Genomic DNA, 16876 nt, shown 5'->3' with positions numbered 1-16876 from the left:
CAAACCCCGCCCGGCAGATGCCGAGCGGGGTCCGTCCGTTGCAGCGGGCAGGCGTCAGGCCTTGGTGATCTCCGCGATCTCCTCGTCGCTCTCGCGACCGGGGGTCGGCAGGTTGAACTTGGCGATCGCCCAGCGGAACAGCACGTAGTACAGGACCGCGAAGACCAGGCCGATCGGAATGATCATCCAGGCGTTGGTGGACTTGCTCCAGCCGAGCAGGTAGTCGATCAGACCGGCCGAGAAGGTGAAGCCGGCGTGCACCCCGAGGGCCCAGGTGACGGCCATCGAGACGGCGGTGAGCACCGCGTGGATCACGTACAGGGCCGGGGCGATGAAGACGAAGGCGAACTCGATCGGCTCGGTGACACCGGTGACGAAGGAGGTCAGCGCGAGCGACATCATCATGCCCATCACGGCGGCGCGGCGCTCGGGGCGGGCGGCGTGCGCGATGGCCAGGGCGGCGGCCGGGAGCGCGAACATCATGATCGGGAAGAACCCGGCCATGAACTGACCGGCGGTCGGGTCACCGGCGAAGTAGCGGGTCAGGTCGCCGTGCACCACGGTGCCGTCGGCCTTGGTGAAGTCACCGGTCTGGAACCAGGCGTAGGAGTTCACGAACTGGTGCATGCCGACCGGCAGCAGGCCACGGTTGACCAGGCCGAACGCACCGGCGCCGAACGCGCCGGCACCGATCAGCGAGTCGTTCAGGCTGCCGATGGCGTCGCCGGCCGGGCCCCAGCAGAGCGCGAACACGACGCCGACGGCGGTGCCGACGAAGGCCATGATGATCGGGACCAGGCGGCGGCCGTTGAAGAAGCCGAGCCAGTCGACCAGCTTGGTGCGGTGGTACTTCTGCCAGAGCACGGCGCTCAGCAGGCCGATCACGATACCGCCGAGCACGCCCGGGTTCTGGTACGTCGGGGCGACCCACTTGCCGTCCGCGATGTGGCCCTCGGTGATCGGGAACGCGGTCAGCACGTTCTTGTAGACCAGGAAGCCGACCAGGGCGGCGAGCGCCGTGGAGCCGTCCGCCTTCTTGGCGAAGCCGATCGCGATGCCCACCGCGAAGAGCAGCGGCAGGTTGGAGAAGACGGCGTCACCGGCGGTGGCGAACACCGCGGCGACCTTGTCCCAGCCGAGGCCGTCCTTGCCGAAGACGTCGTCCTGACCCAGGCGGAGCAGCAGACCTGCCGCCGGGAGCACGGCGATCGGCAGCTGGAGGCTGCGGCCGATCTTCTGCAGGCCCTGGAGCAGACTCTGCCCGAACTTCTTGCCGGGGGAGGGGACCGGTGCCGCTGCGGGCGCCGGTGCCTGCGCAGTCTTAGTCATGGGGGTGGTTCCTAACGGCAGGGCGGATCGGTCGGGGAGGAGCATCGGGGGCCGAACCGCGAACTGGTCTACACCACTAGTGGTGTAGACCAGTTTTCTAGCACGGCAAGTGGGGGGCCGGAACCCCTGGAAGCCGTGCAGGTGAGAAGCGCTATGAAATCGAAACCTTCTTATGGATTAACGATCATGACTACCCGCCGTAATCGCGACTTTGGCGAGTTGCGCAACAAAAAGACCCGCCCCCGGCGGCGAAGGCCGTCGGAGGCGGGTTTCGGATTGACGGAGCGTCAGTCCTTGGTGATGTCCTCGATCTCGTCCTCGGGCTCGCGGCCCGGGGTGGTGAGGTTGAACTTGACGATCGCGAACCGGAAGAGCGAGTAGTACAGCGCCGCGAAACAGAGCCCGATCGGGATGATCATCCAGGGCTTGGTGGCGAGGTTCCAGTTCAGCAGGTAGTCGATCAGCCCGGCCGAGAAGCTGAAGCCGTCGTGCACCCCGAGGGCCCAGGTGAGCCCCATCGAGAGGCCGGTGAGCAGGGCGTGGATCACGTACAGCACCGGGGCGATGAACATGAAGGAGAACTCGATCGGTTCGGTGACGCCGGTGATGAAGCTGGTCAGCGCGACCGAGACCATCATGCCCATGACGGCCTTGCGGCGCTCCGGGCGGGCGCAGTGCGCGATCGCGATGGCGGCGGCCGGGAGGCCGAACATCATGATCGGGAAGAAGCCGGACATGAACTGACCGGCGGTCGGGTCGCCGTGGAAGAACCGCGGGATGTCGCCGATCCAGGTGTGGCCGCCGGCGTCGGTGAAGCTGCCGACCTGCTGCTGGAAGAAGGTGTTCAGGAACTGGTGCATGCCGATCGGGATCAGCAGCCGGTTGGCCACCCCGTAGATGCCCGCACCGGCCGAGCCGAGGCCGACCAGCCAGTCGCTGGCGTTGGTCAGGCCGGTGCCGATCGGACCCCAGGCCAGACCGACCACCACGCCGACCAGGGTGCCGACGAAGGCCATGATGATCGGGACCAGCCGGCGGCCGTTGAAGAAGCCGAGCCAGTCGACCAGCTTGGTGCGGTGGTACTTCTGCCAGAGGATCGCGCTCAGCAGGCCGATCACGATGCCGCCGAAGACGCCGGGGTTCTGCGGTTTGCCGGCGGGCAGTGCCTCGGTGATCGTCCCGGCCATCGGAAAGGCCGTCAGCACATTGTGGAAGACCAGATATCCGACCAGTGCCGCCAGTGCGGTGGAGCCGTCGGCCTTCTTGGCGAAGCCGATCGCCACGCCCACGCAGAACAGCAGCGGCAGATTGCTGAAGACCGCGTCGCCGGCGGTGGCGAAGACGGTGGCGACCTTGCCCCAGCCGAGGCCGTCCTTTCCGAACACGTCGTCCTGCCCCAGGCGCAGCAGGATGCCTGCCGCCGGGAGCACGGCGACCGGCAGCTGCAGGCTGCGGCCGATCTTCTGGAGACCCTGAAGCAGGCCGGCTCCCGGCTTCTTCGCGGGAGCCGCCGCGGGGGCGGTCGTCGTACTCATGGGCTGTCCTTCGGCGGTGGGCGACCTTGCGCACCGATCGGCGGGATGATGGCCGATTGGTCTACACCATTTCGGTGCAGCACTTTTCTAACACGCCGCTGACGGGGAACTGAAAAAAATCCGACATCGTATACCGGGCCGCCGTCGGGCGGAATTCCGTTAGGGCCGTTGGTCCCATTCCGGACATGCCGAAAGGCCCCCGGGCCGGTGGTCCGAGGGCCTTTCGCGGGAATTGTCGGAGGGTCAGGCCTTGGTGACGTCCTCGATCTCGTCGTCGTCCTCGCGGCCCGGGGTCTTGAGGTTGAACTTGGTGATGATGAATCGGAAGAGCGCGTAGTAGACCACCGCGAAGCAGAGTCCGATCGGGATGATCATCCAGGGCTTGGTGGCGAGGCTCCAGTTGATGGCGTAGTCGATCAGGCCGGCCGAGAAGCTGAAGCCGTCCTTCACGCCGAGCGCCCAGGTGATCGCCATCGAGGCGCCGGTCAGCACCGCGTGCACGCCGTACAGGGCGGGGGCGATGTAGGCGAAGGAGTACTCGATCGGCTCGGTGACGCCGGTGACGAAGGAGGTCAGGCCGACCGAGAGCATCAGGCCGGTGATCTCCTTGCGCCGGTGCGGCTTGGCGCAGTGCGCGATGGCCAGGGCGGCGGCCGGGAGCGCGAACATCATGATCGGGAAGAAGCCGGAGGTGAACTGGCCGGCCGTCGGGTCGCCGGCCAGGAAGCGCGGGATGTCGCCGTGGACCACCGAGCCGTCCGACTTGGTGAAGTCGCCGAACTGGAACCAGACGAAGGTGTTCAGCAGCTGGTGCATGCCGATCAGCAGCAGGGCGCGGTTGGCCAGACCGAACAGGCCGGCACCCCAGGCGTCCAGGTCGGAGAGCCACTGGCTGAAGTCGGTCAGGGCGTCGCCGATCGGCGGCCAGATCCAGAGCGCGAGGCAGGCGAGCACCAGGCCGAACACGGCGGTGATCATCGGGACCAGGCGGCGGCCGTTGAAGAAGCCGAGCCAGTCGACCAGCTTGGTGCGGTGGTAGCGGACCCAGAGCCAGGCCGACACGAAGCCGATCAGGATGCCGCCGAGCACACCGGGGTTCTGGTAGACGGCGTTCGCCGCCTTCTTCGAGCTGTAGTCCACGCACTGGTTGCCGACCAGCGTGGTGGTGCCCGTGCAGTCCACCGGGAAGGCCTGGAGCACCTTGTAGTAGACGAGGAAGCCGACCACGGCGGCCAGCGCGGTGGAGCCGTCGGCCTTCTTGGCCATGCCGATCGCGACGCCGATGCAGAACAGCAGCGGCAGACCGAGGTTGGAGTCGAGCAGGGCGCCACCGGCGGCGGCGAAGACCTTCGCCACGTTGTCCCAGCCGAGGCCGTCCTTGCCGAAGACGTCGTCCTGGCCGAGCCGGTTCAGGATGCCGGCCGCCGGCAGCACCGCCACCGGGAGCTGGAGACTGCGGCCCATCTTCTGGAGGCCGCCGTAGAAGCCGTGCCACCACTGCGTCTGTGGGGCTGTGGCGCCTGCCGAACTCATCATCGTCCTCCGAGTGCCGGATGTGTCCGGGCCCGGAACACCGGCGGGCGTTTCCGCGTTGTCCGAAGTGCACCTAATATTGGTGTAGACCACTTGCGGGGCAGGGCGGGCGTGCCGGGTCCAAGGTCCTACTGATCGTCATCCTGTGATGAAGATCGGCAGCGCGCGCGCCATGCTGGGCCAAAAGTGGACTAACGTGGCAAGTCGGTCGAACTCGGGCGATGCTGGTCGCGCGCTGTCGTGGGCGCGGCAACTGAGTCCGCGTCACCTTCCGACGACAGTCACCAGCACCGAGCGGTACGGCACCGGGCAGAGCTGCCGGGAGCCGAGACAGAGGGAGAAAGACATGGCCAGCAAGGCTGAGAAGATCGTCGCCGGTCTCGGCGGCATCGACAACATCGAAGAGGTCGAGGGCTGCATCACCCGCCTGCGCACCGAGGTCAAGGACGCCTCCCTGGTCGACGAAGCCGCGCTGAAGGCCGCCGGCGCCCACGGCGTCGTGAAGATGGGCACCGCGATCCAGGTCGTGATCGGCACCGACGCCGACCCGATCGCCGCGGACATCGAGGACATGATGTGAGCTGAGACCCACCGGTCTCATCCCGCTCCGGCCCGTCACCCCGTCAGGGGGTGGACGGGCCGCAGTGTTTCCCGACCCTTCGCCGGGAGCGGCTAGGCTCGGTGCCTATGTCACGCATCGACGGCCGCACCCCCGATCAGCTCCGCCCGATCAGCATCGAACGAGGCTGGAGCAAGCACGCCGAAGGCTCCGTCCTGGTCTCCTACGGCGACACCAAGGTGCTCTGCACCGCCAGTGTCACCGAGGGCGTCCCCCGCTGGCGCAAGGGCAGCGGCGAGGGCTGGGTCACCGCCGAGTACTCCATGCTCCCGCGCGCCACCAACACCCGCGGTGACCGTGAGTCGGTCCGCGGCAAGATCGGCGGCCGCACCCACGAGATCAGCCGGCTGATCGGCCGTTCGCTGCGCGCGGTGATCGACCACCGCGCGCTGGCCGAGAACACCATCGTGCTCGACTGCGACGTGCTCCAGGCCGACGGCGGCACCCGCACCGCGGCCATCACCGGCGCGTACGTGGCGCTGGTGGACGCGGTCTCCTGGGCCCGGGAGAAGAAGCTGCTCCGGGCGAAGGGCCAGCCGATCACCGGCGGCGTCAGCGCGGTCAGCGTCGGCATCATCGACGGCGTCCCGATGCTCGACCTCCGCTACGAGGAGGACGTCCGGGCCGAGACCGACATGAACATCGTCTGCACCTCCGACGGCCGCTTCGTCGAGGTGCAGGGCACCGCCGAGGGCGCGCCGTTCGACCGCGCACTGCTCGACCAGCTGCTCGACCTGGGCACCCTGGGCTGCGCCGAGCTGGACGAGATCCAGCGCAAGGTGCTCGAAGGCTGACCGGGCGTCAGCCCGTACGGGCTCCGGGAGCGGCCGCTGTACAGGCGGGGCCCGGAGCCCGTACCGTTCGGGCGGTCAGCCCGGTACGGGAACCGGCGGTGGCCGTACCGCCGTCCTCCTGACTGCCGGACCTGCCCCAGCGTCGTCGTAATCGGAGGACCTTCGATGCCCCTCAGCATCAACCGTTCCACCATCCTGTCGGTGGCCGCGCTCGCGCTCCTGCTGCCGCTCGGCGTGGGCTGCTCGGCCGCCCAGAAGGCGCTCGACTGCGGCAACACGGCGGTGCGGATCAGCACCGACTTCGCGAACGTGAGCACCGCCTACGGCAACGCGGCGGACGACCCGCAGGCCGCCGGGCAGGCGCTGCAGAAGCTCAAGACCGACCTGGACGAGCTGGGCCGCAACTCCAGCGACACCGACGTCAGCAAGGCGATCACCGACCTGCAGACCCAGGTCGACAAGACCCAGAAGGCGATCGACGCCAAGCAGGTCCCGGACCTCAAGCCGCTCGGTGACGCGGCCTCCAACCTGACCAAGGCCTGCACCGGCTGACGGCGCATAGGGTGGTCGGCATGACTACCCGACGCCTCGTCCTCGCCACCCGGAACCAGCACAAGGTCGCGGAGCTGCGCGCCATCCTCGGCGCGGCCGGACTCGACGTGGAGCTGGTCGGCGCCGACGCCTACCCGGAGATCCCGGACGTCCCCGAGACCGGTGTGACCTTCGCCGAGAACGCCCTGCTGAAGGCGCACGCGCTGGCGCGCGGCACCGGCCTGCCCGCCGTGGCGGACGACTCCGGTCTCTGCGTGGACGTGCTGAACGGCGCGCCCGGCATCTTCTCCGCCCGCTGGGCCGGCAAGCACGGTGACGACCGGGCCAACCTGGAGCTGCTGCTGGCCCAGCTCGGCGACATCGCCGACCCGCACCGGGGCGCGCACTTCGCCTGCGCCGCCGCCCTCGCACTCCCCGACGGCACCGAGCGGGTGGTCGAGGGCCGGCTGCCCGGCACCCTGCGCACCACGTCTTCGGGCGACGGCGGCTTCGGCTACGACCCGATCCTGCAGCCGCTCGGTGAGACCCGCACCTGTGCCGAGCTGACCGCCGAGGAGAAGAACGCCATCAGCCACCGCGGCCAGGCGTTCCGCGGCCTGGCCCTGGTGGTCCGCGAGCTGCTCGGCTGACGCCCCGTCGGCCGGACGCGAAGGGCCCCGCATCCTCGGATGCGGGGCCCTTCCGCGGTGCGGCCTGAGGGACTTGAACCCTCACGAGGTCACCCTCACGGGCTCCTAAGGCCCGCGTGTCTGCCAATTTCACCAAGGCCGCAGAACAACGTGCCGTCATGCTACTTCGCCCGCCGCCGACCCTGCACCTGCCTTTGCCGCCGGCGTGCCCCGGTGCCCCGCCGGGGGGCCCGGGCGGGGCGCGCGAGGCGATACCCAAGAGTTGACCAAGTCGTTGTGATCCACCCGACCCCGCACCGGGCCGCCGGAGCGGACGGCCCTACCGGTGAGTACGAACGACTCTTGGGGCACAAGGGCGAGCGGCGTACGGAAGGTGAGAACGTGATGAGAATCACGGCCCGGCGGTGAGTATCGGTTGACACTCGATTGGTACAGACCTATTGACCTATGTGGTTCAGACCACATAGCTTCACGCCAATCTGCAGCGCGGCAGTCGGGGTTCTGACCGGTCGTCAGCTGCGGGCTGTCCCACCTCCCCCACTGCGCGCCCCCACAGCGCGCCGGCACTCTCCCCTGGAGGACCGAGTGTTGATCCGATCCACGACGGAGCAGCGTCCCACCGCTGCGGGCCGTCAGACGTCCGGCAAGCGGGTGGCGTTCGCCACCGCTGCCGCCGCCGTGATGGCCGGTCTGCTGGTCGCCACGCTCGGCACGGCGCCTTCGCAGGCCGCCGCGGCTGTCGACAACCAGTCCTGTCGCCCCGACGGCATGTACACCACGCCCGGCGTGGACGTGCCCTACTGCAGCGTGTACGACGCCGAGGGCCGCGAGAAGATGGGCGCCGACCACCAGCGCCGCATCATCGGCTACTTCACCGGCTGGCGCACCGGCAAGGACGGCACCCCCGCCTACCTGGTGAACAACATCCCCTGGGACAAGGTCACCCACCTGAACTACGCGTTCGGGCACATCGACGCCAACAACAAGCTCTCGGTCGGCGACGACTCCCCGACCAACGAGGCCACCGGGATCACCTTCCCGGGCGTGGCCGGCGCCGAGATGGACCCGACCCTCCCGTACAAGGGTCACTTCAACCTGCTGACCAAGTACAAGAAGCAGTACCCGAACGTCAAGACCCTGATCTCGGTGGGCGGTTGGGCCGAGACCGGTGGCTACTTCGGTGCCGACGGCAACCGGGTCAACTCGGGCGGCTTCTACTCCACCACGGTCAACGCGGACGGTTCGGTCAACCAGGCCGGCATCAACACCTTCGCGGACTCGGCCGTGGACTTCATCAAGAAGTACGGCTTCAACGGCGTCGACATCGACTACGAGTACGCCACCTCGATGAAGGACGCGGGCAACCCGCTCGACTGGACCACCGCGAACGCCAAGCGCGGCTCGCTGGTCAAGGCGTTCGACGCCCTGCTGAAGACCCTGCGCGAGAAGATGGACCGGGCCGGCGCCGCCGACGGCAAGCACTACATGGTGACCGTCGCCGCTCCGTCCTCCGGGTACCTGCTCCGTGGCATGGAGACGTACCAGATGGCGAAGTACCTGGACTACGTCAACATCATGTCGTACGACCTGCACGGTGCCTGGAACAAGTACGTCGGCCCGAACGCCTCGCTGTTCGACGACGGCAAGGACGCCGAGCTGGCGGCCGCCAACGTCTACGGCACCACCCAGTACGGCGGCATCGGCTACCTGAACACCGACTGGGCGTACCACTACTTCCGGGGCGCGATGTCGGCCGGGCGGATCAACGTCGGCCTGCCGTACTACACCCGCGGGTTCAAGAACGTCACCGGTGGCACCAACGGTCTCTGGGGCACCGCCTCGACCAACACCTGCCCGGCCGGCGCCGGTCTGACCACCTGTGGTGACGGTGCGGTCGGCATCGACAACATCTGGAACGACAAGGACACCAACGGGGTCGAGTCCCCGGCGGGCTCCAACCCGATGTGGCACGCCAAGAACCTGGAGAAGGGCATCGTCCCGGACTACCTCTCCAAGTACGGCGTGACCGACACCGCGCTCCAGGGCAGCTACGTCCGCAACTACGACTCGACCCTGGTCGCGCCGTGGCTGTGGAACGCGACCAAGAAGGTCTTCCTCTCCACCGAGGACGAGCAGTCGGTCGGCGCCAAGGCCGACTACGTGGTCAACCAGGGCATCGGCGGCGCGATGATCTGGGAGCTCGCGGGCGACTACAAGTGGGACGCCGCGAAGAACCAGTACGTCCCCGGTTCGACCCTGACCTCGCTGATGTACGACAAGTTCAAGTCCGCCCCGGCGTACGGCGCGAAGCGCTCCACCATCGCGCTGCCGCAGCAGACCCTGCCGATCGACGTCCAGTTCAACAGCTTCGCGCTGGGCGACTCGAACTACCCGATCAGCCCCAAGCTGCAGATCACCAACAACTCCACGGTGACCCTGCCCGGCGGCACCGAGTTCCAGTTCGACTACTCCAGCTCGGCCCCCGGCAACGCCAAGGACTCCTCCGGCTTCGGTCTCACCACGATCCGTCAGGACCACACCGGCAACAACGTGGGCGGCCTCAAGGGCGTCTACAACCGGGCCTCGGTCAAGCTGCCCGGCTGGCAGTCGCTGGCTCCGGGTGCGTCGCTGACCATGGACTTCACCTACTACCTGCCGGTCTCCACCCCGTCCAACTGGACGGTCAGCGTGGGCGGCACCCTGTACGGCCTGACCGGCGACCTGACCCGGGGCTCCAGCGGCGCGACCTCCTCGCCGTCCGCCTCCCCGAGCAGCAGCCCGTCCGGCAGCCCGTCCTCCTCGCCGAGCAGCTCCCCGTCGAGCAGCCCGTCGTCGAGCCCGAGCAGCTCGCCGTCCGGCTCGCCCAGCACCAGCCCGAGCAGCAGCCCCACCACGCCGGGCAGCTGCACTGCGCCGAGCTGGAGCTCGGGTGCCGTCTACGCCACCACGGGTACCAAGGTGTCCTGGAAGGGCCACCAGTACAGCAACAAGTGGTGGACCACCGGCGAGGACCCCTCGACCACCGGTCAGTGGGGCGTCTGGAGCGACCTCGGGGTCTGCTGACCTGACGAGGTGAGAGACGGCGGTGGCGGTGCACCCGGTCGGGGGGTGCACCGCCACCGCTTCGTCGTGCGCCGGGGCCGGGTCAGCCCGCGTCGACCTTGAGGTCGCGGAGCAGCTTGGCGACGTGGCCGGTGGCCTTGACGTTGTAGAGGGCGTGCTCGACCTTGCCCTGCTCGTCGACGATCACGGTGGAGCGGATCACGCCGACGTAGGTGCGGCCGTAGTTCACCTTCTCGCCGTAGGCGGCGTACGCCTCCAGCACCGCATGGTCCTCGTCGGCCAGCAGGGTGACCTTGAGGTGCTCGGTCTCGCGGAACTTCGCCAGCTTGGCCGGCTTGTCGGGGGAGATGCCGATCACGTCGTACCCGGCGCCCGCGAAGACCTCCAGGTTGTCGGTGAAGTCGCAGGCCTGCTTGGTGCAGCCGGGGGTGAGGGCGGCCGGGTAGAAGTACACGATCACCTTGCGGCCGAGGTGGTCGGCGAGGGAGACCTGGTTGCCGTCGGCGTCGGGCAGGGTGAAGGCGGGGGCGGTGTCGCCGGGCTGAAGGCGCTCGCTCATGGTGGGGCTTCTCCTCGTGCGGACTCGTTGGTCGTACCAGCCGCCAACCTACCCCCGTTGGTGGGTGGCACTGCGCGGGCCGGGCGGGGAGCTGACAGACTGACACCTGTCGGAACGGACACTGACGGACGCAACCAGTGAAGGGGTGGCCCGAGTGGGCAAGGCCGGGACAGACAAGGCGGCGCGGACGACCGCCCAGATCGAGGCGGACATCGCGCGGACCCGCACCCAGCTCGCGACGACCCTGGACGAGCTCGCGGTCCGGGTGCACCCGAGCACCATCGCGGCCCAGACCAAGGCCAAGCTGCTCGGTTCGGTCGAGCAGAAGGCCGGGCGGGCGTACGTCGCCGCGAGCGGTGCGGTGGAGCAGCTGAAGGCGCAGTTCACCGACGAGAAGGGGCAGCCGCGCAAGGAGCGGATCGTCCCGGCCGCGCTGGTCGGTGTCGGGGTGCTGCTGCTGGTGGCCTCGGTGCGCAAGCGCCGGCGCGGCTGACCGCGACGCGCGGAGGAGGGGCCGGACCCGGCTGGGTCCGGTCCCTCCCGTCTGCCGGGGCAGCGTCACGCCGCCGGGCCGGGGCGGGTACCGTCGGGGGCGTGAACGAAGAGCGGAACGAACAGCACGAGGAGACCCGGCACGACCGGCTGGGCGCGAAGCTGCCGATCAAGATGCTGCACGACCGGGTGCTGGTGAAGACCGAGGGCAGCGAGGGGGAGCGCCGGTCGACCGGCGGCATCCTGATCCCGGCCACCGCCGAGCTGTCCAAGCGCTGCACCTGGGCCGAGGCGGTCGCGGTCGGGCAGAGCGTGCGCTCGGTGGAGCCCGGTGACCGGGTGCTGTACGACCCGGAGGACAAGCTGGAGGTCGAGGTCCGGGGCGCCACGTACGTGCTGCTGCGCGAGCGCGACCTGCACGCGGTGGCGGCGAGCCGGTTCGGCGACACGGAGGGCTCGACCGGGCTGTACCTCTGACGGCTGACCGGGGGTCAGGCGGGACCAGGTGGGGTCAGGGGCTCGGGGCCGTTCGGGCCGGGCCGAGGGGTACCGGCCGGGGGAGTGCCGGTCGGGGTGGCGCTGCCGGAGGGCGTGGTGCTCGGGCGGGTCGAGGGTGATCCGGTGGCGGACGGTGTCCCGGTCGGCGTGGGGGTGCCCGAGGGCGTACCGCTCTGGCTCTGGCTCGGGGTGGCCGAGGGGCTGCCGGTGGGTGAGGCGGGGGCGCTGGGCTGGATGTTGCCCCGACTCGGCCGGAGGTCGAACCGCTGGACCGGGGTGCCCCGGAGCGCGCTGGTCGTGTAGTTGGTCCAGATCTCGGTCGGGATGGCGCCGCCGTTGATCCGGCTGTAGCCCGCCGTACCGGCCAGCGAGAGCTTGGCATGGGTCTTCGGGTCTTCCCGGAACAGGCCCACCACGGTGGCCAGTTCGGGGGTGTACCCGGCGAACCAGGCCGACCGGTTGCTGTCGGTGGTGCCGGTCTTGCCGGCCGCCGGGCGGCCCAGGCCGACGGCCCTGGCACCGGTGCCGGCGGGGCTGACCACGTCCGCCAGCACGTCGGTGACGGCGTCCGCGGTGCCCCGGCCGACCGCGGTGCGGGCCGGGTGGGCGGGCAGCTCGGGCAGGTCGGAGTAGCCGCCGGAGCGTTCCAGCCTGAGCACGGCCCACGGGGTGAACGCCTGGCCGTGGTTGGCCAGACTCGCGTACACCGAGGCCAGGTCGATCGCGCTCGGGGTGGCGGTGCCCAGCGTCATCGAGGTGTTGGCCGGATCCATGCCCGGCACGGTGTCGGGTAGGCCGAGCCGGATCGCGGTCTGCCGGACGTCGTCCAGCCCGGCGTCCACGCCCTCCTGGGCGTAGACCGAGTTGACCGACTTCATCATGGCGAACCGCAGGGTCACCGAGCCGTAGTCGGCGTCGTCCTCGTTCGGCGGGGCGTACGCCGTGGGGCCGCCGACCACCGGGCGGCGGGAGCTGCCGTCGTACAGCGTCTGGGTGGTGATCGGCCGGCCGTCCTGGGTGGTGTGCCCGCCCTCCAGTCCGGCCGCCAGGTCGATCGGTTTGAAGGTGGAGCCGACCTGGTTGTCCTGCCGGAGCGCGTCGTTGTACTGCTGCTCGGCGTAGTCGGGGCCGCCGTAGACCGCGACGATCCGTCCGCTGCCGGGGTCGATCGAGGCACCGGAGACCCGGACCGCGGTGTCGGTCTCCGGCCGTTCGGCGGGGTCGAGTTCGGCGGTCAGCTCCTGCCGGACGGCCTGCACGAAGGCGTCCTGCCTGGGTTTGTCGAAGGTCGTGGTGATCCTCCAGCCGCCGGCCTTCAGGGTGGCCGCGTCCAGCACGTTGGCGCTGGTCAGGTAGTCGTCGGCGATGTCCACCAGGTAGCCGGCCTGGCCGCTCAGACCGGTGGCGGGCTGCGGGTCGACCGGTTCGGGGAAGGTGGTGGCGGCCCGGGTCGCGGCGTCCAGGAAGCCGAGCTGGACCATGCCGTCCAGGACGTAGTTCCAGCGGGCGAGCGCCTTGGCCCGGTTGGCCGGGGTGCTGTTCTTCACGTCGTAGGCGCTCGGCGCCTGCAACAGGGCCGCCAGGTAGGCCCCCTGAGCAAGGGTCAGCCGGGAGACGTCCACGCCGTAGTACGCCTTGGCGGCGGTCTGGATGCCGTAGGCGTTGCGGCCGAAGTAGCTGGTGTTGAGGTAGCCGGCCAGGATCTCGTCCTTGCTCTGCTGCTGGTCCACCTTGAGCGCGATGAACAGCTCCCTGACCTTGCGGGCCACCGTCTGGTCCTGGGTCAGGTAGTAGTTCTTCACGTACTGCTGGGTGATGGTGGAGCCGCCCTGGGTACCCTTCCCGGACGCGGTGTTCCAGGCGGCCCTGGCCATGCCGCGCAGGTCGACGCCCTTGTTCCGGTAGAAGGTGCGGTCCTCGGCGGAGACCACCGCGTGCTGGGTGTCCAGCGGGACCTGGCGGATCGTCACGTCCTGCCGGTTGACCGAGCCGGTGCGGGCCAGCTCGGTGCTGCCGTCGGCGTAGTAGTAGACATTGCTCTGCGCCACCGCCTGGGTGTTGGGGCCGGGCACCGGGACGATCAGGTAGAGCGTGACGAAGCCCGCCAGGCCGAGCAGCAGCAGGCCGAGCAGCCCGCCGAGCACCATCCGCCAGGTCGGCACCACCCGGCGCCACCAGGGCAGGGAGCGGCGCCGGGCCTTGCGGGCGGCCCGCCGGGCCCGGCGCCGGTCGCGCCGGGAGCCCTCGGCGCGGTCCTCCCACTCGAGACTGTCGGGTGCTGGCAGCAGGTCCTGCTGGTGGCTCATGGGGGGAATTATGTGGGATCTGATCCACCATCAGACCGGTTTGACCATGCGTGGCCCCGGGCAATTCGGCTGCGCCCGGTCTGCCCCGGCGGTACGTTGAAAGATGACAACCCCATAGCGCAGCAGGACAGACGCAGCTCCGCCCGCGGTCCCCGGTACCCCCGGGGGTCAGCCGGTCGGGGCCGTTCGGGGCTGCCCCGAGGTCACTCCGGCTGTGCCCGTCGGGCTGCCCGAACGCCTGCCCATCCGCCTGTTCAAAAGTCGACAAGGAGACATGATGCAGCTCGCTCAGCAGCTCCGGCCGCCGGGCCGGACGGGCTCTGCGCGCCTCTACCTCGCGATCGCCGCCGGTTCGTTCCGCCGCTACACCACCTACCGGGCCGCCACCGTGGCCGGGGCCTTCACCAACACCGTCTTCGGCTTCATCCTGGCGTACACCTTCCTCGCGCTCTGGCGGGCCAGGCCGGGCGTCGGCGGGTACGACGGCAACCAGGCGGTCACCTACATCTGGGTCAGCCAGGCGCTGCTGGTCACCGTCGCGGTCTGGGGCGGCGGCTTCCAGGACGACGTCCAGGCCCGGTTCAGGAACGGGGACATCGCCGTCGACCTGTACCGGCCGGTCGACTTCATGGGGTGGTGGCTGGCCGCCGACCTCGGCCGGGCCGGGTTCCAGCTGGTCGCCCGGGGCGTGGTGCCCACGGTGGCCGGGGTGCTGGCCTTCGACATCCGGCTGCCCGTCCACCCGTACACCTGGGCGGCCATCCTCGGCTCGGTGCTGCTGGCCGTGACGGTCAGCTTCGGGCTGCGCTACCTGGTCTCGCTCACCGGCTTCTGGCTGCACGACTCGGAGGGGGTGCGCTCGGTGATGGTGGTGGTCGCGCTGTTCTTCTCCGGGGCGCTGCTGCCGCTCACCCTCTTCCCGGGGTGGCTGGGCGAGTCGGCGCGACTGCTGCCCTGGTCCGCGCTGGTCCAGGTCCCCACCGACGTCTTCCTGGAGCGCCGCGTCGGCACCGCGCTGCTCGGGGCGCTCGGCTTCCAGGCGGCCTGGGCGGTGCTGCTGCTCGCGGCCGGCCGGCTGGTCCAACTGCTGGCCACCCGCAAGGTGGTGGTGCACGGTGGCTGACCACCTCGCCGCCCGGACGGGTTGGGCGCTGCGCTCCTGGTGGCTGATGGCCGGGATGTGGACCCGCTCGACGATGGCCTACCGGACCTCGTTCGTGCTGATGCTGACCGCGAGCACCGCGGTGACCGCCCTCGACTTCGTCGTCCTGCTGCTGATGTTCCAGCACACCGATCAGCTCGGCGGCTGGTCGCTCGGCGAACTCGGCTTCCTGTACGGGACGTCGAGCTTCGCCCTCGGCACGGCCAACCTGCTGGTCGGCAGTGTGGACGCGCTCGGCGAGCGGATCCGCAGCGGCACCCTGGACACCATGCTGATCCGGCCCGCCCCCGCGCTCGCCCAGGTCTGCGCCGAACGCTTCTCGCTGCGTCGGGTCGGCCGCCCGGTGCAGGCCGCGGTGATCCTGGGCTGGTCGCTGACCCGGGTCCAGGTGACCTGGACGGCCGACCGGGTGCTGCTGCTGGCGGTGCTGCTGGTCTGCGGCAGCGTGATCTTCGGCGCGCTCTTCATCGGCTTCTCCACCGTGCAGTTCTGGTGGGGCGAGGCCAGTGAGTTCCAGAACTCCTTCACCTACGGCGGGGCCACCATGCTCCAGTACCCGCCGACGATCTTCGCCAAGGAGCTGGTGGCCGGCACCGTGTTCGGCCTGCCGCTCGCCTTCGTCAACTGGCTGCCCGCGCTGCACATCCTGGGCAAGCCCGATCCGCTCGGCCTGCCCGAGGCGTTCCGGTTCGCCTCCCCGCTGGCCGCCCTGCTCTGCGTGCTGGCCGCCGGCCTGGCCTGGCGGGCCGGACTGCGCGCCTACCGGGGCACCGGCAACTAGAACCTACGGAAGAGGATTTGGACATGGCACTGATCGAACTCGAGGACGTCCGAAGGGACTTCACGATCCGGACCAAGGCCGGCCGGCTGCGCCGGGAGAAGCGGGTGGTGCACGCGGTGGACGGGCTGAGCTTCACCGTCGGGGCGGGCGAGTGCGTCGGCTACATCGGCCCGAACGGCGCGGGCAAGTCCACCACGATCAAGATGCTCACCGGCATCCTGGTGCCCAGTGCGGGGCGGCTCCGGGTGGCCGGGGTCGAGCCGGCCAGGGAGCGGGTCGGGCTGGCCCGGCGGATCGGCGTGGTGTTCGGCCAGCGCACCACCCTGTGGTGGGACCTGCCGCTGCGGGACAGCTACGAACTGGCCCGCCGGATCTACCGAATCCCGCCCGACCGGTACCGGGCGAACCTGGCCCGGTGCGTCGAACTGCTGGACCTGGGTGCCCTGTTGGACACCCCGGTCCGGCAGCTCTCGCTCGGCCAGCGGATGCGCGGCGACCTGGCGGCGGCGCTGCTGCACGACCCGCAGGTGCTCTACCTGGACGAACCCACCATCGGCCTGGACGTGGTGAGCAAGGCGAAGGTCCGGGAGTTCCTGCGCGAGGTGAACCAGGCCGAGGGCACCACGGTGCTGCTCACCACCCACGACCTGACCGACATCGAGCAGCTCTGCGGCCGGGTGATGGTGATCGACCACGGGCGGGTGGTCTACGACGGCGGTCTGGACGGGCTGCACACGGCGGGCCGGAGCGAACGGACCCTGGTGGTCGATCTGGCCGAGCCGCGGCCGGCGATCGAGATCCCGGGCGCCCGGGTGGTCCGGGTCGAGGGGGCCCGGCAGTGGCTGGCCTTCCCGGCCGAGCAGAGCGCCGCCCCGCTGGTCGCGGCGGTGGCGGCGCGCTACCCGCTGGTCGACCTGTCGGTCCGGGAGCCCGCCATCGAGGACGTGATCGCCCGGATGTACGCCGAGGTCGCGATCGGCTGAGCGGCCCGATCGGCTGAGCGGCCCGACCGAGTGACGGCCAC

Annotated in this window: 15 protein-coding genes and 1 tRNA gene; 10 read left to right on the top strand and 6 right to left on the bottom strand. The window is 69.8% G+C overall.

Translation table 11 applies throughout. The annotated features are described in order from the left end of the window. Positions 1-54 precede the first annotated feature (54 nt). From OHV05_RS11640 to OHV05_RS11630, 3 genes are all read right to left on the bottom strand, one after another. The gene (locus OHV05_RS11640; RefSeq protein ID WP_405017609.1) at positions 55-1329 is read right to left on the bottom strand and encodes a PTS transporter subunit EIIC; all 1275 of its coding nucleotides are present in this window, start codon (positions 1327-1329) and stop codon (positions 55-57) included. Between the two features lie 287 nt (positions 1330-1616). Continuing rightward, on the bottom strand, positions 1617-2864 hold the full coding sequence (locus tag OHV05_RS11635; protein WP_403042746.1) for a PTS transporter subunit EIIC: 1248 nt from the start codon (positions 2862-2864) through the stop codon (positions 1617-1619). Positions 2865-3107: 243 nt separating this feature from the next. Next, positions 3108-4397 carry a PTS transporter subunit EIIC gene (locus OHV05_RS11630; protein WP_405017608.1) on the bottom strand — a complete coding sequence of 430 codons (1290 nt, stop codon included), beginning with the start codon at positions 4395-4397 and terminating at the stop codon, positions 3108-3110. Between the two features lie 346 nt (positions 4398-4743). Here OHV05_RS11630 and OHV05_RS11625 point away from each other — a divergent pair, with 346 nt between their 5' ends. From OHV05_RS11625 to rdgB, 4 genes are all read left to right on the top strand, one after another. After that, entirely contained in the window at positions 4744-4977 is a 234-nt protein-coding gene (locus OHV05_RS11625; RefSeq protein WP_030060521.1) for a glucose PTS transporter subunit EIIB, read from the top strand. A gap of 107 nt (positions 4978-5084) precedes the next feature. Then, on the top strand, positions 5085-5810 hold the full coding sequence (gene rph, locus OHV05_RS11620; RefSeq protein ID WP_403042752.1) for a ribonuclease PH: 726 nt from the start codon (positions 5085-5087) through the stop codon (positions 5808-5810). A 165-nt stretch (positions 5811-5975) separates the two neighbouring features. Further along, positions 5976-6362: a hypothetical protein gene (locus tag OHV05_RS11615; RefSeq protein ID WP_405017607.1), complete on the top strand. Its 387-nt coding sequence runs from the start codon at positions 5976-5978 to the stop codon at positions 6360-6362. A 20-nt stretch (positions 6363-6382) separates the two neighbouring features. After that, on the top strand, positions 6383-6991 hold the full coding sequence (gene rdgB / locus OHV05_RS11610; RefSeq protein ID WP_405017606.1) for an RdgB/HAM1 family non-canonical purine NTP pyrophosphatase: 609 nt from the start codon (positions 6383-6385) through the stop codon (positions 6989-6991). Between the two features lie 58 nt (positions 6992-7049). Here rdgB and OHV05_RS11605 read toward each other — a convergent pair. Then, positions 7050-7133: transfer RNA gene (locus OHV05_RS11605), tRNA-Leu, on the bottom strand. 539 nt (positions 7134-7672) lie between these two features. Here OHV05_RS11605 and OHV05_RS11600 point away from each other — a divergent pair. Then, positions 7673-10054, top strand: a complete 2382-nt coding sequence (locus tag OHV05_RS11600) for a chitinase C-terminal domain-containing protein (protein WP_405021438.1) — start codon at positions 7673-7675, stop codon at positions 10052-10054. Between the two features lie 82 nt (positions 10055-10136). Here the strand turns inward: OHV05_RS11600 and bcp are convergent, their stop codons facing one another. Continuing rightward, complete coding sequence (bcp, locus tag OHV05_RS11595) at positions 10137-10613, bottom strand: thioredoxin-dependent thiol peroxidase (protein WP_405017605.1); 477 nt, start codon at positions 10611-10613, stop codon at positions 10137-10139. Positions 10614-10767: 154 nt separating this feature from the next. On the opposite strand from bcp, the gene OHV05_RS11590 reads away from it, so the two are divergent. After that, on the top strand, positions 10768-11106 hold the full coding sequence (locus tag OHV05_RS11590; RefSeq protein WP_405017604.1) for a DUF3618 domain-containing protein: 339 nt from the start codon (positions 10768-10770) through the stop codon (positions 11104-11106). A gap of 173 nt (positions 11107-11279) precedes the next feature. Further along, positions 11280-11582 carry a GroES family chaperonin gene (locus tag OHV05_RS11585; RefSeq protein ID WP_403042900.1) on the top strand — a complete coding sequence of 101 codons (303 nt, stop codon included), beginning with the start codon at positions 11280-11282 and terminating at the stop codon, positions 11580-11582. Between the two features lie 14 nt (positions 11583-11596). Here the strand turns inward: OHV05_RS11585 and OHV05_RS11580 are convergent, their stop codons facing one another. Next, positions 11597-13909 carry a transglycosylase domain-containing protein gene (locus tag OHV05_RS11580; protein ID WP_405017603.1) on the bottom strand — a complete coding sequence of 771 codons (2313 nt, stop codon included), beginning with the start codon at positions 13907-13909 and terminating at the stop codon, positions 11597-11599. 274 nt (positions 13910-14183) lie between these two features. On the opposite strand from OHV05_RS11580, the gene OHV05_RS11575 reads away from it, so the two are divergent. From OHV05_RS11575 to OHV05_RS11565, 3 genes are read left to right on the top strand one after another with little or no spacing between them, the layout of a single operon-like run. Continuing rightward, positions 14184-15032, top strand: coding sequence for an ABC transporter permease (locus OHV05_RS11575; protein ID WP_405017602.1), 849 nt, complete (start codon positions 14184-14186; stop codon positions 15030-15032). Between the two features lie 46 nt (positions 15033-15078). Next, the gene (locus OHV05_RS11570) at positions 15079-15852 is read left to right on the top strand and encodes an ABC transporter permease (protein ID WP_405021437.1); all 774 of its coding nucleotides are present in this window, start codon (positions 15079-15081) and stop codon (positions 15850-15852) included. Between the two features lie 23 nt (positions 15853-15875). Continuing rightward, positions 15876-16835 (top strand): ATP-binding cassette domain-containing protein, encoded by a 960-nt coding sequence (locus tag OHV05_RS11565; protein ID WP_405017601.1) that lies wholly within the window; start codon positions 15876-15878, stop codon positions 16833-16835. Positions 16836-16876: the final 41 nt, after the last annotated feature.

The organism is Kitasatospora sp. NBC_00070 (genome assembly GCF_045041205.1).
Taxonomy (GTDB): domain Bacteria; phylum Actinomycetota; class Actinomycetes; order Streptomycetales; family Streptomycetaceae; genus Kitasatospora.
The sequence above is the reverse complement of the archived record's forward strand: the minus strand, read 5'-3'. Positions and strand labels throughout refer to the sequence as shown.

Excerpts from the sequence above, each read along its gene's own strand:
- OHV05_RS11600 (WP_405021438.1), top strand. The coding sequence starts at position 7,673 with ATGGCCGGTCTGCTGGTCGCCACGCTCGGCACGGCGCCTTCGCAGGCC.
- bcp (WP_405017605.1), bottom strand. The coding sequence starts at position 10,613 with ATGAGCGAGCGCCTTCAGCCCGGCGACACCGCCCCCGCCTTCACCCTG.
- OHV05_RS11580 (WP_405017603.1), bottom strand. The coding sequence starts at position 13,909 with ATGAGCCACCAGCAGGACCTGCTGCCAGCACCCGACAGTCTCGAGTGG.
- OHV05_RS11625 (WP_030060521.1), top strand. The coding sequence starts at position 4,744 with ATGGCCAGCAAGGCTGAGAAGATCGTCGCCGGTCTCGGCGGCATCGAC.
- OHV05_RS11570 (WP_405021437.1), top strand. The coding sequence starts at position 15,079 with ATGGCCGGGATGTGGACCCGCTCGACGATGGCCTACCGGACCTCGTTC.
- OHV05_RS11615 (WP_405017607.1), top strand. The coding sequence starts at position 5,976 with ATGCCCCTCAGCATCAACCGTTCCACCATCCTGTCGGTGGCCGCGCTC.
- rph (WP_403042752.1), top strand. The coding sequence starts at position 5,085 with ATGTCACGCATCGACGGCCGCACCCCCGATCAGCTCCGCCCGATCAGC.
- OHV05_RS11575 (WP_405017602.1), top strand. The coding sequence starts at position 14,184 with ATGATGCAGCTCGCTCAGCAGCTCCGGCCGCCGGGCCGGACGGGCTCT.
- OHV05_RS11640 (WP_405017609.1), bottom strand. The coding sequence starts at position 1,329 with ATGACTAAGACTGCGCAGGCACCGGCGCCCGCAGCGGCACCGGTCCCC.
- OHV05_RS11585 (WP_403042900.1), top strand. The coding sequence starts at position 11,280 with ATGCTGCACGACCGGGTGCTGGTGAAGACCGAGGGCAGCGAGGGGGAG.
- rdgB (WP_405017606.1), top strand. The coding sequence starts at position 6,383 with ATGACTACCCGACGCCTCGTCCTCGCCACCCGGAACCAGCACAAGGTC.
- OHV05_RS11635 (WP_403042746.1), bottom strand. The coding sequence starts at position 2,864 with ATGAGTACGACGACCGCCCCCGCGGCGGCTCCCGCGAAGAAGCCGGGA.
- OHV05_RS11565 (WP_405017601.1), top strand. The coding sequence starts at position 15,876 with ATGGCACTGATCGAACTCGAGGACGTCCGAAGGGACTTCACGATCCGG.
- OHV05_RS11630 (WP_405017608.1), bottom strand. The coding sequence starts at position 4,397 with ATGAGTTCGGCAGGCGCCACAGCCCCACAGACGCAGTGGTGGCACGGC.